At 55.0% G+C, this 22712-nt stretch carries 21 protein-coding genes and 1 tRNA gene; 14 read left to right on the forward strand and 8 right to left on the reverse strand.

What is annotated here, in order from left to right:
- The first annotated feature begins 95 nt into the window (after positions 1-95).
- From ACFQ14_RS02095 to ACFQ14_RS02105, 3 genes are read left to right on the forward strand one after another with little or no spacing between them, the layout of a single operon-like run.
- On the forward strand, positions 96-1748 hold the full coding sequence (locus ACFQ14_RS02095) for an amidohydrolase (RefSeq protein ID WP_377211040.1): 1653 nt from the start codon (positions 96-98) through the stop codon (positions 1746-1748).
- 3 nt (positions 1749-1751) lie between these two features.
- A complete protein-coding gene (locus ACFQ14_RS02100) occupies positions 1752-2609 on the forward strand; it encodes a CobW family GTP-binding protein (RefSeq protein ID WP_377211041.1) in 858 nt (285 codons plus the stop codon).
- Positions 2610-2660: 51 nt separating this feature from the next.
- Positions 2661-3074, forward strand: coding sequence for a BLUF domain-containing protein (locus ACFQ14_RS02105; RefSeq protein ID WP_377211042.1), 414 nt, complete (start codon positions 2661-2663; stop codon positions 3072-3074).
- A gap of 15 nt (positions 3075-3089) precedes the next feature.
- On the opposite strand, the gene ACFQ14_RS02110 is transcribed toward ACFQ14_RS02105, so the two are convergent.
- The gene (locus tag ACFQ14_RS02110) at positions 3090-3845 is read right to left on the reverse strand and encodes a creatininase family protein (protein WP_377211043.1); all 756 of its coding nucleotides are present in this window, start codon (positions 3843-3845) and stop codon (positions 3090-3092) included.
- A 130-nt stretch (positions 3846-3975) separates the two neighbouring features.
- Between ACFQ14_RS02110 and ACFQ14_RS02115 the strand changes: the two genes are divergently transcribed.
- The 4 genes from ACFQ14_RS02115 to ACFQ14_RS02130 all read left to right on the forward strand — a co-directional run bounded on the left by ACFQ14_RS02115 (position 3976) and on the right by ACFQ14_RS02130 (position 8970).
- Positions 3976-4890, forward strand: coding sequence for a pirin family protein (locus tag ACFQ14_RS02115; RefSeq protein ID WP_377211044.1), 915 nt, complete (start codon positions 3976-3978; stop codon positions 4888-4890).
- A 15-nt stretch (positions 4891-4905) separates the two neighbouring features.
- Positions 4906-6159 (forward strand): YceI family protein, encoded by a 1254-nt coding sequence (locus tag ACFQ14_RS02120; RefSeq protein WP_377211045.1) that lies wholly within the window; start codon positions 4906-4908, stop codon positions 6157-6159.
- Between the two features lie 138 nt (positions 6160-6297).
- Positions 6298-6374, forward strand: a tRNA-Met gene (locus ACFQ14_RS02125).
- A 160-nt stretch (positions 6375-6534) separates the two neighbouring features.
- Positions 6535-8970, forward strand: coding sequence for a GcvT family protein (locus tag ACFQ14_RS02130; RefSeq protein WP_377211046.1), 2436 nt, complete (start codon positions 6535-6537; stop codon positions 8968-8970).
- Positions 8971-9136: 166 nt separating this feature from the next.
- Here the strand turns inward: ACFQ14_RS02130 and ACFQ14_RS02135 are convergent, their stop codons facing one another.
- The 3 genes from ACFQ14_RS02135 to dctP form a co-directional block, all read right to left on the reverse strand.
- Positions 9137-10396 (reverse strand): TRAP transporter large permease, encoded by a 1260-nt coding sequence (locus tag ACFQ14_RS02135; protein ID WP_377211047.1) that lies wholly within the window; start codon positions 10394-10396, stop codon positions 9137-9139.
- Positions 10396-10869 (reverse strand): TRAP transporter small permease, encoded by a 474-nt coding sequence (locus tag ACFQ14_RS02140; protein ID WP_377211048.1) that lies wholly within the window; start codon positions 10867-10869, stop codon positions 10396-10398. Before ACFQ14_RS02140 ends, ACFQ14_RS02135 begins: the two co-directional genes overlap by 1 nt.
- A 70-nt stretch (positions 10870-10939) precedes the next feature.
- Entirely contained in the window at positions 10940-11851 is a 912-nt protein-coding gene (dctP, locus tag ACFQ14_RS02145) for a TRAP transporter substrate-binding protein DctP (protein ID WP_377211049.1), read from the reverse strand.
- Positions 11852-11917: 66 nt separating this feature from the next.
- Here dctP and ACFQ14_RS02150 point away from each other — a divergent pair, with 66 nt between their 5' ends.
- The gene (locus ACFQ14_RS02150; RefSeq protein ID WP_377211050.1) at positions 11918-12736 is read left to right on the forward strand and encodes an amidohydrolase family protein; all 819 of its coding nucleotides are present in this window, start codon (positions 11918-11920) and stop codon (positions 12734-12736) included.
- A 69-nt stretch (positions 12737-12805) separates the two neighbouring features.
- On the opposite strand, the gene ACFQ14_RS02155 is transcribed toward ACFQ14_RS02150, so the two are convergent.
- Entirely contained in the window at positions 12806-13453 is a 648-nt protein-coding gene (locus ACFQ14_RS02155; RefSeq protein WP_377211051.1) for an FMN-dependent NADH-azoreductase, read from the reverse strand.
- Between the two features lie 87 nt (positions 13454-13540).
- Here ACFQ14_RS02155 and ACFQ14_RS02160 point away from each other — a divergent pair, with 87 nt between their 5' ends.
- Positions 13541-14158, forward strand: a complete 618-nt coding sequence (locus ACFQ14_RS02160; RefSeq protein ID WP_377211052.1) for a TetR/AcrR family transcriptional regulator — start codon at positions 13541-13543, stop codon at positions 14156-14158.
- A gap of 343 nt (positions 14159-14501) precedes the next feature.
- Here the strand turns inward: ACFQ14_RS02160 and ACFQ14_RS02165 are convergent, their stop codons facing one another.
- The 3 genes from ACFQ14_RS02165 to ACFQ14_RS02175 all read right to left on the reverse strand — a co-directional run bounded on the left by ACFQ14_RS02165 (position 14502) and on the right by ACFQ14_RS02175 (position 17123).
- Complete coding sequence (locus tag ACFQ14_RS02165) at positions 14502-15305, reverse strand: amidohydrolase family protein (RefSeq protein ID WP_377211053.1); 804 nt, start codon at positions 15303-15305, stop codon at positions 14502-14504.
- Positions 15306-15359: 54 nt separating this feature from the next.
- The gene (kdgD, locus tag ACFQ14_RS02170) at positions 15360-16268 is read right to left on the reverse strand and encodes a 5-dehydro-4-deoxyglucarate dehydratase (protein WP_377211054.1); all 909 of its coding nucleotides are present in this window, start codon (positions 16266-16268) and stop codon (positions 15360-15362) included.
- A 90-nt stretch (positions 16269-16358) separates the two neighbouring features.
- Positions 16359-17123 (reverse strand): FadR/GntR family transcriptional regulator, encoded by a 765-nt coding sequence (locus ACFQ14_RS02175; RefSeq protein ID WP_377211055.1) that lies wholly within the window; start codon positions 17121-17123, stop codon positions 16359-16361.
- A gap of 122 nt (positions 17124-17245) precedes the next feature.
- On the opposite strand from ACFQ14_RS02175, the gene ACFQ14_RS02180 reads away from it, so the two are divergent.
- The 5 genes from ACFQ14_RS02180 to ACFQ14_RS02200 all read left to right on the forward strand — a co-directional run bounded on the left by ACFQ14_RS02180 (position 17246) and on the right by ACFQ14_RS02200 (position 22523).
- The gene (locus ACFQ14_RS02180) at positions 17246-18232 is read left to right on the forward strand and encodes a TRAP transporter substrate-binding protein (protein WP_377211056.1); all 987 of its coding nucleotides are present in this window, start codon (positions 17246-17248) and stop codon (positions 18230-18232) included.
- Between the two features lie 95 nt (positions 18233-18327).
- Positions 18328-18873 carry a TRAP transporter small permease gene (locus ACFQ14_RS02185; RefSeq protein WP_377211057.1) on the forward strand — a complete coding sequence of 182 codons (546 nt, stop codon included), beginning with the start codon at positions 18328-18330 and terminating at the stop codon, positions 18871-18873.
- Positions 18874-18877: 4 nt separating this feature from the next.
- On the forward strand, positions 18878-20158 hold the full coding sequence (locus tag ACFQ14_RS02190) for a TRAP transporter large permease (RefSeq protein WP_377211058.1): 1281 nt from the start codon (positions 18878-18880) through the stop codon (positions 20156-20158).
- A gap of 10 nt (positions 20159-20168) precedes the next feature.
- Positions 20169-20999, forward strand: coding sequence for an NAD-dependent epimerase/dehydratase family protein (locus tag ACFQ14_RS02195; RefSeq protein WP_377211059.1), 831 nt, complete (start codon positions 20169-20171; stop codon positions 20997-20999).
- Positions 21000-21002: 3 nt separating this feature from the next.
- Positions 21003-22523, forward strand: a complete 1521-nt coding sequence (locus ACFQ14_RS02200; protein ID WP_377211060.1) for an aldehyde dehydrogenase (NADP(+)) — start codon at positions 21003-21005, stop codon at positions 22521-22523.
- Positions 22524-22712 lie beyond the last annotated feature (189 nt).

Here is a 22712-nt window from a genome sequence, read left to right on the forward strand (position 1 = left end):
CTGTCTGTGAAGGGTATTATTGTATTTTTTTCCAACCCGCTTGCCAAAGTGCGCGCGGCTCGCAAGTGTTGGGCCATGCAAACGTGGAGAGCTTGATGACCGTCATTTATAAAGCCAAGAAAATCATCACCATGAACCCGGCCCGGCCGGTAGCAACCCATGTGGCCGTGCGTGACGGGCGAATTCTAGGGGCTGGTTCTTTGGCTGAGCTTGAAGGCTGGGGCGACTACAAACTCGATGAAACCTTCGCTGACAAGATTATTATGCCGGGCTTGGTTGAGGGCCATTGTCACGCGATGGAAGGGACACTTTGGAAATATACTTATGTGGGCTTCTTCGACCGGATGGACCCGCATGGCAAAGTTTGGAGCGGTGCGAAAGACATAGAATCAGTGATCAAACGTCTGCAAGAAGCGGATCAGACGATGGATGACCCCGATCAGCCGCTGCCCGGCTGGTCGCTTGATCCGATCTATTTTGGCAAGGATGGAGCGGGCGGTGCGCGGGTAACGCGTGAAGACTTGGATCGTGTCTCCACGACGCGGCCCGTGGGAGTGATGCATGCTTCAGGTCACATACTGAATGTGAACTCAAAGGCGCTGGAACTGGCGGGGCTGTTGAAGCCTGGGTTGAACAATCCGGGAATTCCGCTCGGTAAGGACGGTTTGCCGACGGGTGAATTGAAGGGACCGGATGTGATGACGCCGGTTGGCATACATGTAGGTTTCGACCGTGACATGCTGGCCTGCGATGAAGGTGGCTTGATTGACTTTGGGAAACTGTGCGTCCGTGCTGGCGTGACGACTGCGACTGACCTCGCGGCGCGTTTGCCCGACGAAGCCGTGAAGATGATGAGTGAGGTGACGGCTCGGAAGAATTATCCAGCGCGAATTGTGCCGCTGCGGTTTCATCACGGCGTGTCGCCAAAGGAATTGATCAATCACGCGCTTGCACTCAAAGAGCAATCGACCGACAGGCTGCGGCTGGGCAAGATCAAGGTTGTGGTGGACGGGTCTATCCAGGGGTTCTCTGCGCGTATCCGCTGGCCGGGCTATTATAACGGCGCACCAAACGGGCTTTGGTACATCTCGCCGGAGCATCTGAAGGAAATTCTGGAAGCGGCGCTAAAGCACGACCTGCACGTTCACACGCACACCAATGGCGACGAGGCAACGGAGCTTGTGCTGGACACGATGGAGGAGGTTTTGCGGCGCCAGCCTTCCGGCAATCACCGCTTCACGCTGCAGCATTGCCAGCTTGCAGATTCCGCACAGTTTCGGCGCATGGCTCGGCTGGGCATGTGTGTGAACCTGTTTGCCAACCATCATTTCTATTGGGGCGATGAACACTACAATCTGACCGTTGGACCAGAAAGGGCCACGCGAATGAACGCTTGTGCAACCGCGCTGGAAACGGGTGTGCCGATGACCATTCACTCCGATGCGCCGATCACGCCGCTGGGGCCGCTGTTCACCGCATGGTGCGCGGTCAATCGCCTGACGGCGTCCGGGCGCACGCAGGGCGAGGAAGAGAAGATTGATGTAGACGAAGCGCTTTACGCGATCACCATTGGTGCCGCGTATACGCTCAAGCTGGACGATGAGGTTGGTTCTATCGAGACAGGCAAACGTGCGGACTTTGCGATTCTGGAAGACGACCCGGAAGAGATCGGCGGCGACAAGCTGAAAGACGTTCGCGTTTGGGGAACCGTGCAGGACGGGCGCATTTTTGCGGCGAGTGATTTGTAGGCCATGGTATCACTGCCTGTTACCGTCATCGGCGGCTATCTGGGGTCAGGCAAGACCACGTTGGTCAACCATCTGCTTCGCGCTGCTGACGGCTTGCGTCTCGCGATCATGGTCAATGAGTTTGGCGATTTGCCCATTGATGAGGACCTGATCGAAGCCCAAGGCGATGACATGATCGCGCTCGCGGGCGGCTGCGTGTGTTGTTCCTACGGCGATGATCTGATGGCCGCGATGCAGCAAATGGCAGCGATGGACCCGCCGCCCGATCACATCGTGCTGGAAGCAAGTGGCGTCGCGTTGCCGGGATCGATCGCATCGTCGCTCTCACTGCTACCGGATGTGGTGGATGATGGGATTGTGGTGGTGGCGGATGCCGAGACGGTGCGTTCTCGGGCCGCGGATAAATATATGTATGACACCGTGCTGCGGCAGCTATCGGACGCTGATCTGATCGTTCTCAACAAGGTCGATTTGGTGGACGTTGAAACGCTGGCTGACGTGCGCGATTGGCTGGCGCAGAAAGCTCCACAAGCATCGATAATCAATTCCGAACATAGCGCTGTTGACCCTTCTCTGATTTTGCAGAGTTTTATCGGGCGGCCAAGGGGCGCTTATCTGACCAACTCCCACCGAAACCCAATGAAGAGCAAGGTGGTGATTCCAGAAGGGGTCGTTGATGCCGATGCTTTTGCCGAGAGTTTGGCGCAGCATGAAGGAATTGTCCGCGCGAAGGGGTTTGTATTGAGCGAGAATGGAATGACACTGGTTCAGGTGGTTGGGCAGAGATGGGCCATCAGCACTGCAGATTCGGGGCGCGAGGTTGGAGTGGTTGTTATCGGATTCGATCTTAGCGGTGTTTGAGCGCTTGCTTCGCTCTCGCCTTACGATAACGTTGTGCGAGGGAGCGTTTGAATGCCTATGAAGCAGATCATCTATTCGTCTCAACCTTTTGGATTTGACGAGAGTATCCTGAGCAGCGTCTTGAGCGATGCAAGGCGGCTGAACCGACGCGACGGCATTACTGGCGCGCTCGTGTGCCGCCGTGATCTCTATTTGCAATTGCTGGAAGGGCCGGCGGATAAGGTCACTGAGGCCTATGCCCGCATCAAACGCGACGACCGCCATGTGAATGTGCGTAATGTTTTTGACGCAACGATTTCCGAGCGGATGTTTGCCGACTGGGATATGCTGCATGACCCCGCTCAGTCTTTGCACTGGTCAGCGGATCAGGTGGCAAAGGGTGAACTGGACCGTGCCAAGGGCACTGATGTGCGTGAAGTTTTTGAGCGTATTGCAGCTCAGGCGGTGGCTGACACTTTTACTTAGTAAGGGCGTCGGCTCTCAGATGGATGTTTTGGCAGTTTCTTCCAGCAGTTTAATGAAGCCTGACACGCTGCGCTCGATATGTTTCTCGCCTTGCTCCCGCGTCGCTGCGGCCGCATTGCCCACCACACCGTTTGTGTTCAAATCTTGGGCCAACCAAGAGATTGAGGCGTTGGAAGTGTGGAAGCCAAGGTGGTCATTGTTAGACTTCATCTCGCTTTGGGTGCTTTTAAAGTCTTCTGCCTTTTCCATGTCCACCAAATCAGGCCGCAGGGCGAGCATGATGGATGTTTCCAATTCGCCGCCGTGAATATCGATTGGGTCGGTGCGCTCCATGCCAAGGCGCTCCCACGCTGTCGTGACGACCATCATGCCTTGTTTGGCGCGCAATTCACGGCCTGCGGTTTCCATTGATGACGAGTTGCCGCCGTGGCTGGTGATGATGATCAGTTTCTTCACGCCACTGCGGGCAATGCTGTCGCCGATGTCTAACAGGGTTTTGATGGCTGTTGTCCAAGACAGTGATAGCGTGCCGGGGAACGTGCCGTGCTCGGTCGATTTGCCGATCTCCAAGCAGGGTAGGAAGAGGGCAGGGGAACCGTCAGGCAGAGCAGTGATGGCACGATCCACCAAGCCGTTTGCGATGATCGCGTCGGTGCCAAGCGGCAAATGGGGGCCGTGCTGCTCGATTGCAGCTACTGGTAAAACAGCGATACGGTTGTCGGCCGTTTGGCCGAAGTCGGTGGTCTTCAGTTCCTGCCAACGCAGCGTCATGTCACAGGCCTGTCTCTTGCGTTGCCGCGAAAATGCACACCTAACATGTAATTGTGCAAAGCCAATACGCCTTGTCGCGCATGCGGGGGCTGCTTACCTTTTGCCCAACCAAAATACCGGAGTGTAAGCCATGACTTTCCGCCCTGTAGCTTCGCAGAGCAAAGCTGTTCCCACCATGGAGGGCGCGGGTGTGCATTTGCACCGTGTCTTCGGATTTGACGAACAGAATCTGTGTGACCCGTTCCTTATGATGGACGATTTTCGCAACGACGACCCTGAGAAATACGCCAAAGGTTTTCCCTGGCATCCCCATCGCGGTATCGAGACGATTACCTATGTTTTGACAGGCGAAGTGGAACATGCGGATTCGCTGGGCAATCGTGGTGTGCTGTCCGACGGCGCGGTGCAATGGATGACAGCCGGTTCCGGTATCATGCATCAGGAAATGCCGTCTGGTAACGCGCAGGGGCAGATGCACGGTTTCCAGCTTTGGGCCAATTTGCCGTCGTCGCTGAAAATGACAACGCCACGTTATCAGGATATTTCTGGCTCTGACATTCCCCATGTGATCGACGATGACGGAACCGTGGTGCGAGTGATTACGGGTAATTTCTGGGGCAAATCCGGCCCTGTTGATGGCATTGCGGCTGATCCGCTCTATCTCGATGTTTCGCTGCCGCCGAATGTGACCAAGCGGCTGCCGGTGGATACCTATTCCTCGACCTTCGCCTATATCTTCGCAGGCTACGGCACATTCCGCGATGCTTCTGCGCCTGTCGGTGTGAAGGTGGAGAAGGAGTTCGCCGGCGAGGAGTTGAACATCCGCGATATGTCGGGCAACCGAACGCTGGTGCGGTTTGATACGGGCGACGAGATATTCGTGCGCTCCGGTGACGAGGGTATGCGGTTTTTGCTTGTTTCCGGAAAACCCATCCAAGAACCCGTCGCCTGGCACGGGCCTATTGTCATGAACACGCGCCAAGAGTTGATGGAAGCGATCCGTGACCTTCAAAACGGCACGTTCATTCGCGAAAACGTGTCCTAGAAGGAGACGCCAGCAATGCGCCTGACGAACAGCGAAGAAACCTACGGGCTTATCCACCAAGTGCTGCACTGGACGACAGCGGGGCTTATCCTGTTCATGCTGCCGCTCGGGTTTTTTATGTACCAGCTACCCATCGAGACCCAGTTGGAAATCGACTTCAAGATCTGGCTTTATTCGCTTCATAAGTCGGTTGGAATCGCGGCGCTGTTTGTCGCCCTCGCTCGTATTACGTGGGCTGCGATGCAGCCTCATCCGCGTCTCATGAACCACGGCAATGAAGCCATTGCGGCGCAAACGATTCATTTCTTGCTCTACGCTCTCATTATCGCTGTGCCTGTGTTCGGGTGGCTTCACCATGCCGCGACCACGGGATATGCCCCAATCTGGTGGTGGGGTATCGGTGACACACTGCCGTTTGTTCCCAAAAATGAAGCCGTGGCGCATTTCTTGGCAACGGCTCATTGGCTCGCCGCAATAGGCTTGGTTCTAAGCCTTGTTCTTCACATTGGTGGAGCGATCAAACATGCAGTGATCGACAAGGACATGACGCTCCAGCGTATGGTTCCGGGAGCTTATGTCGAGACGGGGATATTGCCACCGAAAAAGGCGACGGGGCGTACGCCGCTGGGGCTCGCCAGCCTGGCAATTCTGCTGGGGGCGACGGCCATCGCGGTGGTGCATTTCGGATTTGGCGCTGATCGGGCTGTCGCCATCGAGGCGGCGCAGGTTGAGACCCAAACGCCCCCCTCTCAGGCAGCCACCGCGACCGCACCAAGCGGTGTTGAAGCTAATTGGGTAATCGATCCGCAAAACAGTTCCATTACCGTGAGCGTGGCACAGATGGGCAGCGATGTTCAGGGCAGCTTCGGTTCGTTTGAAGCTGATGTGCTGTTTGACCCGCAAGCTCCTGAAGCCGCGCGCATCGAGGCACGCATCCCTGTCGCCACATTCACGTTTGGCAGCAACACCGACCAAGCGCTGTCCGCTGATTTCCTGAATGCAGAAGTGTATCCCGTGGCTGTCTTCACCTCTCAGACGGTGACGAAAACAGAAAGTGGCTACAGAGCCGAAGGCGAGTTGGCACTGGCCGGAACCACACAACCCGTGACGCTGGATTTCACGTTTGACGAAGTCGACGGTGTCGCCAATGTGGAAGCGACAGCCACGTTGCAGCGCCTTGAATTTGGCATAGGCAAGGCCTACCAAGGCAACGACACTGTGGGCCATTCAGTGCGTGTTGCGATCACCTTGGTAGCCAACAGAAAATAACAGCAAACGCAGCATCGCTTTCGTTAAAAACCGCCCATTGACAGTGCGCCGACCCGCTTCTATATCGCTCGCGTCCTTGCGCTTCGGCATCTGGACCAATGGTCTTCGGTGTAACGCTATATACCGAACAACCCCAGTGGCGGGGTAGCTCAGCTGGTTAGAGCAGCGGAATCATAATCCGCGTGTCGGGGGTTCAAGTCCCTCTCCCGCTACCACATTAAAACCGTGGCTGGATGACATGCATTCGGTCGCCACTTCTCATCAAGCACCATCAACCAATGAACTTTCTAGTGAAGTTCGCTCTTGCACCGACCTTTTTTCAAGACTCTCACTCGCTTTATGACCATCATCGCATGAGCAGTCTGGGAGAAGAAAATGAAGTCACAAACCAAAGTTGTCGTCATTGGCGGCGGTATTGCCGGTTGCTCTACGCTCTATCATCTCACCCAGGAAGGGTGGAGTGATGTTGTGTTGGTCGAACGGGATGAACTGACTTCCGGCACCACATGGCATTCGGCCGCACAGGTTACGAATTTCGGCATGAACCAGACCATGGTTGGCCTCAAAAGCCATTCCATTGCGCTGTATCAGGAGCTGGCGAATGATCCTGATTATCCCATCAACTATCACCACGGGGACGGCGGCATTCGGCTGGCCAATACCGAAGCGCAAATGGACGGCTATCGGCATTTTTCTTCAATGGCGCGGGGCATGGATGTTGAATTTGAAGTCATTGATGCAGAAGAATGTGCCCGCCGCCATCCGCTGATCTCGACCGACAACCTGCTTGGCGGATTGTGGGACCCGATGGATGGCGATATCGATCCCGCGCAATTGTGTCAGGCACTCGCCCGTCGCGCGCGCAAGGCCGGTGCGGAGGTTTACCGGCACAGCAATGTGATCGCGCTGACGCAACACAAAGACCATTCGTGGACAGTTCATACAGACAAGGGCGATATCGATTGTGAGATCGTCGTCAATGCTTGTGGCTATCGAGTGAACGAGGTGGGCGCGATGATGGGGGTTCATCACCCTGTTATGTCGATGGAGCATCAATACTTCCTGACCGAAGAAATTTCGGCCATCAAAGAAGCGGCCCACCGGATGCCCCTGCTGCGGTGTCCGATCTCAGACTATTATTGCCGTCAGGAAAAGAACGGACTGCTGCTGGGGTTCTACGAGCAAGATTGCAAAACTTGGGGCATGGACGGGATCGATCCGAACTTCACCAACGCGCTTTGCCCCGATGATCTGGAACGGGTGAGCGATGTGCTGGAAGGCGCTTTCGCTCGCATGCCGGCGCTTATGGAAACAGGCATCCACACCGTTATCAACGGTCCGATCACATATACAATCGATGGCTCTCCGCTGGTTGGCCCGATACCGGGCAAGCGCAATGCGTTTTGCATAATCGGCCTGCGCGCTGGCCTTGGCGAGGGCGGCGGACACGGCTGGTTGCTTGCGCAGCAGATTGTCCACGGCGAAGCGTGCTACGATACGTGGTGCATCGATCCGCGCCGCTTCACGGGCCACGCCAATGTTGAATTGACTGCGCTGAAGGCCATTGAGGACTATCAAAACGAGTTTCGCTTCCACTTCCCCCATGAACACCGCCCCGCTGGACGAAACGCCAAGACAACGCCTCTCACGCCTGTTCTTGCAGCGGAGGGAGCGGAGTTCACGGTTGTAAACGGTTGGGAGCGTGTCGATTACATCAAGCCGACGCCCGACTTTCACCCTTCGCTGACGTTCCAATTTGATGAGGCGTTCGATGTGGTCGCGGCTGAGGTGATGAACGTGCAGGAAAATGTGGGCCTGTGCGAGGTGAGCGGGTTTAACCGCTTTGAACTCACCGGAGGCGATGTTCACTCTTTTCTTGATCGAATGTTTTGCGGAAGAGTGACCAGAAAACCAGCTCGGGTCGGGCTGGGCTATTTGCTGAACCATCAGGCAATGATCAAAGCCGAGGCGACGATTGCCAATATTCCGGCATCGGATCGCGGACCGGACCGCGTCTGGTATGGCTCTGCGGCTGCCAGTGAATTTCATGATATGGATTGGTTGCGTCAGCATCTGCGAGACGACGAAGATGTACAGATAGCATCGCTGACCAACGCTCAAACCATCCTTGTTCTGGCCGGCCCAAAAGCGCGCTCGGTGCTTTCGCAAGTCTCCCGTGGCGACTGGTCGAGGGAAGCGTTTCCATGGCTGTCAGTGCGAGAATGTTTCATTGGTCACGCACCGGCCACCGTCATGGGCGTGAGCTTTTCCGGTGAGCTGGCGTATGAGATCCACGTGCCAAACAATGCGCTCTATGCCGCTTACCTTTCGTTGAGGGAAGCGGGAGAAGCGCATGGACTGAAGCTGTTTGGTGCGCGGGCGGTCGAATCCATGCGGATGGAAAAAGGTTTCCTTCATTGGAAAGCTGATCTGCTGACGGAATTTGACCCGTTCGAGACCGGGTTGGATCGCTTCGTGAAAATGGACAAAGGCGACTTCATCGGAAAAACAGCGCTGGAGAAAAACGTTACACGTGGTCTTCGCAAGAAGCTCGTAACACTGGAGGTGGCTGCATCCCACGCGCCAGCCTGTGGCGGCGCGTCCGTCATCTTGGACGGCAAAGTGGTTGGCACCGTCACGTCAGGAGATTGGGGGCATCGGATCGGCAAAAATCTCGCTTATGCCTTTTTGGCACCTGAATTATCGTCCTCCAAATCGGGCCTATCGATTGATCTTTTAGGACAGATGGTCGGCACACAGATCATAGAAGCCAGCCCCTATGATCCTGCCCATCAGCTAATGAGAACGTGAGCGGCTCTAGAAGGGGAATCCACTCTTCGCTTCTCTAAGCGGATAGATTTTTACAGCACAATGAGAACGAAAGAGGAGGTAATCACCGTGATTAAATCGACAGTCTCTCCAAACCGTCTGTTGAGCTTATCAAGCAAGGGTCGGTGTAGCTGTTAGTTGAGAAGTTCTAACGCCACCATAGCGCAGTGGTTGGCGTGAACGAGACAATCATCAGCACAACGAACATCGTGGCAATGAACCATTTTCCATAGACCATAACTTTCTCAATCGGCACGCCCGTAGCAGAGCAGACCGTCAGCAACACCGAGGCCACTGGCGGGGTTTGCTGGCCAATACCGAGGTTGAGGCAGACGATGATGCCGAAATGAATGGGGTCGATCCCCATTTTTACTGCGAGCGGCAGCAGCAGTGGCACGACGACGATGATCGCTGCAGAAGCGTGCAAGAACATGCCGAGGATCAACAGAAAGAGATTAATCAGAATAAGCTGCACCCAGAAAATATCAGACGCGCCGCCAAGGGCTTGCGCGATCTGCTGCGGCACTTGCTCATTGGCCAGATAAACACCCAGCACTGCGGAACCTGCGATGATCATCATCACAGTTGCGGTTTGGCGCGTGGTGGTGACGAGCAACTCATAGAATTTGGGGATCGTCAGATCACGGCTAATGACGAAGCCAAAAATCATCGCAATGACAACGCCAATCGCGGCAGCTTCTGTGGGCGTGTAAGCACCCGCAATCAGACCGCCGACCACTATGATCGGAATCAGCAACGGAATGAGAGCTGCTTTGAAGGTTGCCCAAAGAACGGTCAATTCAAACCGCGCTTCACGAGGGTGGTTATCACGCTTGGCAAACAACCAGGCTGTCACCATGAACGCACCGCCCAGCAGAATACCTGGCACGATGCCAGCAAGGAACAAGTCTTTCGGGCTGGTGTTGGTCGTCACCGCATAAAGCACCATCGGAATCGACGGGGGGATGATGATGCCAAGCGTGGCTGACGCAGCGGTGATGGCCGCTGCATAGGGGCGCGGATAACCTTTGCGCTCCATTTCCGGCACGAAGATTTTCGACATAACCGCCGCATCGGCCACGGCGGAACCGGACATTTCCGCCATGAACATGGAGGTGACAACATTGACGTGCGAAAGCCCGCCGCGCATCCAGCCGACCAGAGCGGAGGCAAAATTTATCATTCGGGCAGAGATCGACGTCGCGCCCATCAACTCACCCATCAAGATGAACAACGGTATGGCGAGAAGCACGAGGTTTTGAGTGCCGGAAAACATCTGCACTGGAAGCCGCAACAGGTTCACATCGGAGATCACCATCACCGACAGCGCCGTCACCATAATGGCGAATCCGATTGGAACGCCGATGCAGATCAGCACAATCAGAATGGATATGACCGCCCAAGCCATCAGGCGCTCCGCCAACTGGTGTGACGCTCGGCGATGCGCACGATGAGGGCGAGAAGAATGAGCGTGAATGAAATCGGCAGCGCACTCATGAACCAGCCTTTGGCGATCGGCAGGGTTTCGATTTCGGTGCCGCCTGTGCGTCCAATCCACTCGATAGAGAGCTTAATCATCAATACCGACAGGCCGGCCACGAGCAGATCGGCAAAACTTCGCGCCGCTTTCGCCGCGCCATCGGGCAGGGCGTCCAGCACCATATCAAACGAGATATGGCCATCCTTACGATAGGCGAGATAAGCGCCGAGAAAGGCGATCCAGATCAGCAGGAACTCAGGAATTTCGTTGGCCCAAACGATGCCCTGTTCCAGCACGTAGCGGTAGAACACGTTGAGGCAAACGAGGGCGGTGGAGAGCGCCAACACTGCGGCTGCAAACGCTTCAACCGTTCGGTCCAGAAATTTTAATAGTGCCGTCATACCCGCTGCCCCCGGTTTCAAAAAAGGCCGCACAATGCGCGGCCTTTCTGTTTAGTTTCACCGCGGGCGCTTACGAAGCGCTGCGGGTAGCGTCGATGATCTTCAGGAAATCATCGCCGTTCTTGTCGATATAGGATTTGGAGACGCCTTCAGTGGCTTTTTGAAAAGCGGCACCGTCTGTTTCGTTCACTGCCAGCTTCGACTTCATATCTTCAAGATATTTCGTCTCCAACTGAGCGGCTTCATCGTATGCCGCTTCCGTGATCTCAGCGCCAACTTCTTCAAACACCTTGCGCTGTTCTTCAGTTAGGGACTTCATGAAGTCTTGTGAACCAAGCAGGAAGGAAGGCGTGTAGACATGGTTGGTCAGCGACAGGTTCTTCTGCACTTCGTACATTTTCTTGCCGTAGAAGCCGTAAGCAGCGGCTTCTGCACCGTCGACAACGCCTGTCTGCATGGCAGCGAAGGTTTCACCCCAAGAGACTTTCGTTGGCACAGCGCCGAGTGACGCGAACACATCCTGACGGAACTTACCGCCGGAGACGCGGATCTTCATGCCCTTCATGTCGGCAGGCACTTTGATCGGGCCTTTCGAGTTGATGACATGGCGGAAACCGTTCTCGTAAACGCCCAAAACGTCGATACCGGCCTTGCTCTCAACACGCTGCACGATCTGGTCTTGCAGACCAGCTTTCATGGCGCGGCGAACGAAAAACGTCTCACTGGCATGAACGATGGTTGCACCGCATTCGCTTTCGTATAGCGGGTAAAGCAACGGGCCAAAGGAGGCCTGATCGCGGTCGAGCAGTTTTTTGAAACGTGTGGCTGGCAGCCAGATATCTTCCAGCAATTGGACTTCATCTTCGATCAAGCGCTGGCGCGAAATGTTGATCGCCTCGGTGCCCTTGGCCAAACCCAACGCAGTGGCTGCATCGGTATGGGTTGCATCGAGTTTGCATGAGAGAACGCGGCTGTCTGGCATGATGGATTTGCCGCTTTTGTTGACCATCCGAAAGAAGCGGAACAGTGAATTTGAAAAGCTCGGACGATGCTTGATGCGACTGAAAAGAAACGTGACTTTTTTCGTCAGAGGTCGGAAATCACCGCTGAAAATGCGGTGAATTTGATCGAAAGACTGGCTGGCCGGAGGGATCTCGACGGCCATGCCCATGTCTTCCATCTCTCCGATCCAATGATCGAAAATCGGCGCTATACACCGGGCCAAGACGCACCTTTGAGTGAGTGGCTGAGCCATTTGTTGGCCAACGAATTGAAAGGCGGAACACTCGTCCAGCCGTCATTTTTGGGAACAGACAACAGCCGCCTCCTCGCTTCAATGAGGCAAGCCCAGCGAGACGGATGGGACGTTACAGGCAGTGTTCAGGTAGAAGGTAGTTGCACTGTTGAAGACTTGGTAGTGCTGCGACAGGCAGGTGTTGTTTCCGTTCGGCTGAACATGCTGGGCCAGCAAAATCCAGTATTGGACCGGCCCCTTGTTGAGCGGATCATTGCCGCCCAGTTAGCAATTGAACTACACGCGCCAGCAAAAGAGACCATGACCATCGCCCCCCAGATCATGGCGCGTGGCGGGTGTTTGATACTGGACCATTATGGACTGGCAGAATCTGCCGAAACACTCAAAGTGTTGGCCAGCTTAAGCCATGACGGACTTCTCTTCGTAAAAGCCTCGGCCCCTTACCGGCTGCCCATAGCCGATGCCGACCAAGCAGAAGCCGTAAGAGAATTCACGATCATGCTGCGCGAAGAACTTGGAGAGAACAGGCTGATCTACGGAAGCGATTGGCCTCATACACAACATCCTCAAATTCTGAGTTTTCAGTCGGCGTTTGAAAGCGTGCTGCAATAGGTTTGTGCAATCGGATTGCGTCATCACCGTCAGCCTCATTCGGCACCAGGCGGGCAGGGCGTTGCGGGCTCATGCCATTTCCGGCCTGTCAACTTCACCATTCATCTTGAACGCTGTGGCGTGACGGTCGATGGCGGCTCGAGCAGCTGAGAGTTTCTCATCCGCTTTGGACATTAACTGATCGGCTTCAACAACGTGCACGGTTTTGATCCCAATGAATCCCAAAACGTGCCGCATATAGCCGGTTGCGAAGTCGATGTCGGAATCGATAACTGTGCCGCCTGAAGCAACAATCAAATAGGTCGGACGATCCGGTGCTAAAGGCTGCGGCCCGTTTTCAGTATAGGTGAAGGTGCGGCCAAAACGGGCCACCTGATCAATCCAGAGTTTCAACTGAGCCGAAACAGAGAAATTGTAGATGGGAACGGTGATGACGATGGCATCTGCCGACATAAATTCATCGACAATTTCGTCCGAAATCGCCAGTGCTGCGTTGCTTTCGTCGCTGCGTTCGTCCTCAACGGTGTAGGCAGCTTCAAACCACGCCTCATCGACAACTGGCGGGACATTGCTTGTCAGATCGCGGGTAATAACCGTCGCATCAGGAAACCGGGTGGTCAGTTGTTTGATCATACGATCAGCCAGTGGGCGGGAGTGGGACTGTTTGGAGCGGCCTGACGAATCGATGCGCAAGATGGTTGGAGCGGAAGGGGTCATATTGGTTGCCTTGAATTATTGAACTGATCGGTTAGTAATACATATTCAACAAGCCAGTCAAGAATTTTAGAACGATCGGTTAATAAAATGACGTCAGCGGACGATATCTCGCCCACAACACAGCTGAAAAAACCGCGTGGGCGCCCCCGCAAAAGCTGTAAGGAAGATTTGCTGGACAGTGCCATGCAAGTGTTTTGGCTGAAGGGCTATGAAGCGACATCCATGAGCGACCTCACCGATGCGATGAATATGTCTCGTCCCTCTTTCTACAACACGTTTGCCTCTAAGGAGGCGCTGTTTCTGCAAGTGCTGGATCGTTATGGTGAGACCATTGGAATGGAGCCTTTGCGCGCTATGCAAGGCAAGGAAGATATCCGCGAGGCGGTAGAAGCGTTTCTTCGAACCTCACTGGAAAACAATACAAAGCCCGGCGCACCTACCGGCTGCCTTTACGCATGTGCTGCTGCAACGAGCGCCGGTGTGGTGGACGGCGTACGGGAGCGGATTGCAGCGGTCCTTGCAGGCGGGAAGAGTGGTCTGATTGCACAACTTCAAGGCATTCCAAACGCTGCAGCGAAGGCGCAGCTCGCCATCGACTTCATGAACGCCCAAGCGCTTCGTGCGCGAGCCGGTGAAACGAGACAGAGTCTGTTGGCAACTCTTCCTGATCGCGTCGAGGCTGTAATGTCTAATCTCGCTCGGTGAAGTTGTCTTGGAAGTGAAAGCCGAAGGGGACGCACACCGGGCGATAGGCCAATTCATCTTATATGTGGCCTGTTTTGTAATTCCATTGGTGGCTCGCAAGTCGGTTTATGCCGTTACCGAGTAACATCACGCAGATGGCATGGACCCCAACCATTGTCCCATGATCCTCTACTCACAGTTTATGCGAAGCGCGTTTCATAGCCCGACATTTACGCTGTCAATCTCGCAGCGAACCCACCTGCATGGATTGGAAGGCCACAGTTTATCGCACGCGCCGAAAATATCGGGCTCTTGCTGTATCCCGGTTATGTGTTCGGCATTTGTGATTGGTATTGTTCTATCGTCAACCAAACAACCGATGAGGCGTTGTAACGAAGACAGCTTCTTGAAACTCTGGCTCTATCCAACCCAATACTTGTTCCGTCAGTTCAATATCGTTGGGCTTGTCATCGGGGGCATTGAGAATGTGAGGCCAATTCGATCCCCAGACAACCCGGTCGGGCCTGTGGTCCAAAAGTTCGCGTGCAATGGCAGCAACATCTGCGAAGTCTGGCGCACCTGAGCGCGAAAACTCATAGGGCGCGGCAAACTTAACGTGAGCGCCACCATCCATCAGGCGCTTCAAAGCGGTCAATATTTGCTTTGACGGGTTCTCGGTGATGAACTTGCCAAAGTGATCGAGCACCCAATCGCCTTCGATTTGCTGCAGTGTTTCCTCATGCTGAAGCAAATCGTTGCCATTGAATTGAACGATTGTCGTCCAACCTAAAGGGCGAACCATAGCGACTGTCTCAAGCACTTGGCTCAACGGCACTGCGCCTCCACCCAGGTCCATCACGCGAGCCCCACGAATGCCGGCGTCGTGCAGAGCTTGCAGTTCAAGTTCAGCTGTACCGGGAGCAACGGCAGCGACGCCTCGTGCGTCAGGGCCAAATTTTCCTAGCGTGTGGATCAGAGAAGAATTGTCGAGCCCGTGGGCGTTGGCCTGAACAAAAACCGACCGTTCAATGCCAAGCTGTGCGCATACCCTACGGTAACTGTCTAGTGACCCGCCGCCATCGGGCAAAGACTTTCCAGCAACTGCAGGAAACCCTTCAGGAAAAACATGGCAGTGTGTGTCCCACGCACCCTTTGGCAAAAGTGTCATTTGCTTCAATTATCCTCGTTGCTCACCCTTGCAGGCATATACGGAAAGTCGTCTTCAAAGGGCCTGGGCAGCTTCGATCAGTTCGCGCAGTGTTTCGCGCTCTGCATTTGTCGGGTCTGTCAAAGGTGCGCGAACGCCACCGGGATTTCGTCCCGTGAGCGCAACTCCTGCTTTTATGAGCGAGACTGCGTATCCCGGCTGGCGGTCGCGCAGTTTTGCGAACGGAAAGAAAAACGTCTCCAGTATTGCCTGCATGGTTGCCCGGTCGTCAGATCTCAAAGCGTCGTAAAAGCGCAAAGCAACTTCCGGGATGAAGTTGAAGACTGCCGATGAATAAGTCGTCACACCCGCGCCGTTATAGGCTTCCGCGAACAGTTCATGTGTCGGCATACCGCCCACATAGGTAAGCCGGTCACCAAGCTTTCCCGTAATTTCGCGCACGGTTTGGATGCCACCCGAGCCGTCTTTGAAACCCACAAGATTGGGGCAGTCGTCGCACAGGCGAGCCAGCGTATCGGCTTGCAAAATGGAATTGTCTCGGTTGTAGACGACAACACCCAAGTCGGTCGCAGCGCAAACCGCGCGAACATGTGCAGCGATGCCTTCTTGCGGCGCACCCACGAGATAATGCGGCAGCAGCAGGATTCCATCGGCTCCAGCCCTTTCTGCCTCCCGCACAAACTCTAGAGCGAGCGGGGTGCCATAGCCACAACCGGAGACGATGGGGACATTGCCAGCAGCCGCTTTAGCCGCTTTAGCAAGCGCACCAACTTCACCCGGTGATAACGAGTGAAATTCGCCAGTGCCACCAGCCGCAAAAAGCACGGTCGCCGGGTATTTTGACAACCAGTCAATGTGCTCGCCGTAGCTGTCGAGCGCGAGTTCGCCGTTCTCATCAAAATGTGTGACTGGAAAAGAGAGCAACCCCGCCCCCAATGAAACTTTCAATTGATCTGGAGACATCGTGACCTCTCGTAAATTCATCATATGAATTCATTAAGAGCAGAGAGAAACGGGTGTCAACATCAATGGTGGACATTCCAAACGACTTGCTCAGCCGTGGATCATCTGGCGATACCGCAGCATGGCGCCACCAAGATGGTCGCGCATTGCCGTTCTTGCCCCGTCTTCATCTTGGGCGATTATTGCCCGAACGATAGCGGCGTGCTCTTCATGAAGTTGAATGTCGCGTCGTGGCAACGCCTCGCGGCCAAGCCTGGCTTGGATTGCCGCACGAGGAATCGTGCGCTCGCCCATGTGTGAAAGGAATGCGCTGAAGCGCGCATTGTTTGTCGCCCGAGCGATTGCCCTGTGGAAAGCGGAATCAATTTCTTCGGTCCTGTCACCTGCATCAAGGGCTGCGCCAAAGCGGGTGTGACAGCTTTCGATTTCAGCCAGTTGGGCGGGCGATCCCCTTTTACTTGCAAGGCCTGCAGCCTCTATCTCAACGGCTGTGCGCAATTCCAACTCTTCAATAACGTCGGAAATGGTCGCACTCGCTTCCGTTAGCAGACCAAGCGGAGAGGAAACGGCCCGATCGCGTAAAACGAAAACACCGGCCCCTTGTTGCGAGCGCAGCAACCCTTGCGAGCGCAACGCCGCCACCGCTTCGCGCAGCACTGAACGGCTAACATTCAGACTTTCTGTGAGTTCTGTTTCCGTCGGCAAACGGCTTCCCACGGGGTAACGACCGGAAGCAATTGCTTCACGCAGTTTGGTTTCTACCTCTGCTACTCGCTGGGTCTTCCGCGCTCCATTTGCATCGGTTGCCAAGGAGGAGCGCTCAAGTATTTGATTGCTGTGGTCTGTCGTCGCCATGAAATCCTCATGACATATCGAACGGCTTTTCACCAGAGCAATTTTCATAATAGGTTGACGAATGAGCAAAATTAGTATGATGAATATGAAATAAAGCTACCATCGTCCACGGAGGAAACACGATGCTCAATCTCACTAAATCCCTCAAAGCCGGTGCAATGGCCGCGGTACTCGCTGTCACAGCCGCAGGTTCTGCCCTTGCTGCAGACTGGCGCGGCTGGAACATTCACCCGGAAGGCTATCCTAATACTGTCGCCCTTGAGCAGTTTGCCAAAGACGCTGAAGCGGCAACCGAAGGCCGCGTGAAGATGCAAGTCTTTAACGGCGGTGTTCTCGGCTCGCAGCCTGACGCCATCGAACAAATTCAAGCTGGTGCGATCGACTTCGCCAATTTTAATATGGGCCCAATGGGTCCGATTGTTCCGCTCACCAACATCCTGTCTCTTCCCTTCCTATTCACCGGTGTAGACCAAATGCATCGCGCGATGGATGGTGCAGCAGGCGACGCCTTTGATGCAGCAATGCAGGAAAAAGGCATTGTGGCCTTGGCGTGGTATGATTCCGGCTCACGCTCGCTTTACAACTCCAAGAAACCCATCACACAACCTGCCGATGTTGAAGGCATGAAGTTCCGCGTGATGAACAACCAGCTCTTCGTTGACATGATCGGTGCAATGGGCGGCAACGGTACGCCAATGGCGTTCTCGGAAGTTTTCCAGTCTTTGAAGACCGGCGTGATTGATGGCGCGGAAAACAACTACCCGTCATACGAGTCGACCAACCACTTTGAGGCCGCCAAGTTCTATTCGATCACCGAGCACCTCATCATTCCTGAATGTGTTTGCGTGGCAAAGGCGTCTTGGGACAAGCTGTCAGCGGAAGATCAGGCGGCTGTGAAGAAAGCTGCGCGTGACTCTGCCCAAACCCAGCGCAGGCTGTGGGCTGAGCGCGAAAAAGCAAGCCGTAAGATGGTGGAAGCCGGTGGCGCGACCGTCAATGAAGTTGCCGATAAGGCAGCGTTTCAGGCAGCTATGCAGCCGGTCTACGAAAACTACCTGAAAGAAAATCCGGATCAGGCTGACTTCATCAAACAGATCCAGGGCATGTAACCAAATTGGTTTCGCACTTGAATTTGGTCAGGGGCGGCGCGTTTGCTGCCCCTGATGTTTATTAAAGTCTCAACGCTTTTTACAGAACCGCATCCATGCCTTTGGAAATTAACGATCCACAGCCCGTTGCAGCCCCTCGGCCCGATCAAACAGGGCCCGTGGCGAAGGCTCTCGATGGGCTTGCGGCGCTCTGCATGATGGTTGCAGGCGTTATGCTCATCATCATCATTGTTGTCTTCGGTTGGCTCGTTTGGGGTCGCTACGTTCTCAATGATACCCCCACATGGGTGGAGCAATTGTCATTGATACTCGTGGTCTGGATTACTTTCCTCGGAGCCGCTGTGGGCGTTCACCGTGGCACTCATTTGTCCGTGGATTTCATTCGGGAAGGGTTCTCCCCGGTTCCAAGATTTGTCGCACGCATTTTAGCAGACCTAATCGTTTTCTCTTTTGGTGCCATCATGGCTTGGCAGGGCTGGACCCTCGTGTCTGCCGGTATGGGCCGTGCGGTTCCTATGCTGGGCGTATCAGAAGCATGGAGGGTGGCGGCGCTGCCCGTCAGTGGCGTTCTCATTATCATATTTGTTTCCGCCCGGATCACCCGGATGGTGGCAAACCGTAACCTAACGACGGAAGACTGATCTCATGGGTTTGATGCTGCTTTTCGGCCTTTTTGCGCTCGGTCTTTTCATGGGCGCCCCAGTTGCGTTCGCTCTCGCTTTTGCATCGGTCGTTACCTTCGCATTCGAAGGCTTGCCCCTGCAGATCGCTTTTCAGAGGTTTTCGTCTGGCGTTTCCGTCTTCTCGCTTCTCGCAATACCCTTTTTCATCTTTGCGGGCGAATTGATGTTGCAAGGCGGCATCGCAACACGTCTTGTGCGCCTTGCGGCGGCGGCGGTTGGCTCTATTCGTGGCGGCTTGGGTACGGTCAACGTGACCGCCTCGATGTTCTTTGGCGGTATTTCTGGTTCGGCGGTGGCAGACACCTCAGCTTTGGGCTCCATTCTCATTCCGGTGATGAAGGAGAAGGGCTACGACGCCGACTATGCCGTGAATGTGACTGTGACCTCTTCCATAGCTGGAATCGTCATTCCCCCGTCGCACAACATGATCCTGTATACAGTTGCAGCTGGCGGAGGCATTTCGATCTCGTCGCTGTTTATCGCAGGCATCGTGCCGGGCGTGTTGATGTGCTTGTTTCTTGCCGTTGCCGCCTATGCGGTTGCCGTGAAACGCAATTATCCGGCTGAAGACTTTCCCGGCTGGCAAGCGCTCCTGATCGCCTTTCTGGTGTCGATTCCTGGATTGCTGACAGCGGTGATTATTGTTGGCGGAACACTTTCCGGCATCATGACTGTGACGGAATCGGGTGCTTTTGGCGCGATTTACGCTGTCATTGTTACCGCGTTCGTCTATCGCGAGCTAACTTGGGAAGGCTTTAAACGAGCGGTTCTCAACGCTGTAACCACCACATCAATGGTGATGATTTTGGTGGCGGCGGCCAATGCTTTTGCGTTTTTGCTCACGATCTACCGTGTGCCGGAACAACTCACGATGCTTCTGCAGTTTGTGTCCGACAACCCGATTGTCATTCTGCTGATGCTCAATCTAATCCTGCTCATGCTTGGCATGATTATGGACATGGCTGCTCTGATTCTCATCACAACGCCAATCTTCCTGCCTGTCGCGACGCAATTGGGCATGGACCCGGTTCAGTTCGGCATTATGCTGATGATGAACCTAGGGCTTGGATTGTGCACACCGCCTGTCGGCTCCTGCCTGTTCGTTGGTTGCGTTATTGGTGGCATTGGCATCGAAAAAGCTGTGCGCACGATGTGGCCATTCTACCTCGCCATCCTCGTTGCGCTTTTGTTGGTTACTTATGTTCCAGCCATCTCCATGACACTTCCAAACATGCTCACCTAAGAGATCCTCCATGGCCATTTTTCCCACCGACCGTCCCCGCCGTTCCCGCCTTGTCATTACAGGCGCCGCTGGCGGCATCGGCAAGATGATCCGTGGTAAGCTGGATCACATTGCAGACGAAATCGTTCTGTCAGACCTGACGGACGTTTCCTGTTCAGGAAACGAGCGCTCACAGACCTGCGATTTGGCCGATTTGGACGCAGTGCGCGCTTTACTGAAAGGCGGTGGTGACGTGTTGCATTTTGGCGGACAGTCTACCGAAGCGCCGTTTGAACGCATTTTGAACGCCAATCTCATCGGCAGTTACAATCTCTACGAAGCTGCCCGTCTGGAGGGCGTTCGCCGGGTGCTTTTCGCCTCGTCGAACCACGTCATCGGCTTCCACCCTCGCGAAACCTTGCTGGACGCCGACAGCCCTATGAGACCGGACTCGCTCTATGGCGTTTCCAAGGTCTATGGCGAAGGGCTCGCGCATCTCTATCACGACAAGTTCGGCATCGAGAGCCTGCTCCTGCGCATTGGCTCGTGCTTTAAGGAGCCGTCTGATCGCCGCCAACTCGCAACATGGATGTCGCCGCAAGACATGATCCACGCAATCGAGCGTTTCGTCATGGTGCCGAGGCTTGGTTGCCCGGTTGTTTATGGACGATCGAACAATTCCGAGAACTGGTGGGATAATTCTAAGACTGACTATCTCGGCTGGAATCCGCAGGACACTGCAGAAGTCTTTCGCGGGAAAGTGGAAGCTGCAACCGAGGTTCCTAGCCCGCTAGACCCTGCCGTGAAGTATCAAGGCGGCGCGTTTGTTACAGCAGACCACCCCGGCACAAAGGAAGAGTAAGACATGCCCACCGTGCCAAATATTATCGCTGGCGAGAGCATCACCAGCGACACAACATTCCAAAATAGCCCTGTTACCGGAGAAACCCCAACGTCCATCGCGGCTGGAAGTGTGGAAATCGTCTCTCAAGCAGCGAAAGCTGCGGCGGAGGCATTTGCCACCTACGGACGTTCTAGTACAGCTGAACGTTCTGCCTTTTTGCGGGCAATCGCGGATGAAATTGAAGCCCGTGGGGACGCCCTTACCGCAGCAGGCGTCTCAGAGACCGGCTTGCCAGAAGCTCGTCTGCAAGGCGAGCGTGGACGGACTACCGGCCAGTTGCGGTTGTTCGCCGACTACATCGAAACTGGCGATCACCTAGACTTGCGTCACGATGAAGCCTTGCCGAACCGTGAGCCGTTGCCTCGCCCCGATCTTCGGTTGATGCAGCGCCCCATCGGGCCGGTCGCCGTATTTGGTGCATCGAACTTTCCACTCGCGTTTTCGACCGCTGGCGGCGACACAGCGTCGGCGCTGGCTGCCGGTTGTCCCGTGGTTGTGAAGGGTCATCCTGCTCACCCCGTTACCGCTGGTTTGGTGGCCGAGGCGATCACTGCAGCGGTCAAATCGTGCAAGTTGCATCCAGGCACATTCTCTCAGGTCAATGATGGCGGACAGGGAAATGGTGGAGCCGACAGCCGGGCCATCGGAGCAGCACTTGTTCAAGCCCCTCATATTAAGGCGGTGGGTTTCACCGGGTCGCTTACTGGCGGCAGAGCCTTGTTTGACCTTGCCTGTGCACGGCCTGATCCCATTCCGTTTTTCGGCGAATTGGGCTCGGTCAACCCTGTGTTTGTGTTGAACCATGCTGCGCAGGAAAACGCCTCAGATCTTGCAAAGGGTTGGATTGCCTCGCTGACAATGGGGGGCGGACAATTCTGCACAAATCCGGGCATTGTCGTGATCGCAAGCGAGTTTTCCCATTCGTTTGTGACGGCTGCTATGCGCGAAATATCGCAGCAGCCTGCCCCAACCATGCTTACAGAGGGCATTGCCGCCGCTTACCGAAAGGGCACCGAGACGCTTGCAGCAACGGCGAAGGTTGCCCGTCTTGCCACGGGCAGTGAAAGTTCCGAGGCGCGTGATGCCTGTGCAACTATTTTTCTGGTGAAGGCATCTGATCTGATATCGAAGCCGAAACTGATGCACGAGGTCTTTGGCCCTTCCGGCATCATTTGCGTCGTATCATCAGATGATGAAATGCAAGCCGTCGCACGCGCTTTTGATGGTCAACTCACGGCTACAATGCACATGCAGGATGATGATGTCGATCAAGCCCGAAGTCTTCTGCCATTGCTGGAAGATCGTGCGGGGCGGGTGTTGTTTAACGGGTGGCCAACGGGTGTTGAGGTGGCCAGCGCAATGATGCATGGCGGCCCGTGGCCCGCATCCACGAATGCATCAGCCACATCGGTTGGAACGCTCTCTATCCGCCGATGGCTGCGCCCGATCAGCTACCAGAATATGCCCGAGAGCCTGTCTTAAATCGGGTCAGCCGAGCTGTCGCTTCTCTATTCTACGTCTGCGCTTGCGTAAATTACCCCGCATATTGGAATGGCTTTGCTGACCATTGTATCCCGTTGCCATGGCACATAGACTGTTTGCAACCGCTGGATTTTGGCGGTTCGAACACAGGCTTTTCTGCGATTTGGGGAGCCGTATCATCGGGAGACG

It is taken from the genome of Pseudahrensia aquimaris (assembly GCF_042676045.1).
Lineage (GTDB): Bacteria > Pseudomonadota > Alphaproteobacteria > Rhizobiales > Rhizobiaceae > Pseudahrensia > Pseudahrensia aquimaris.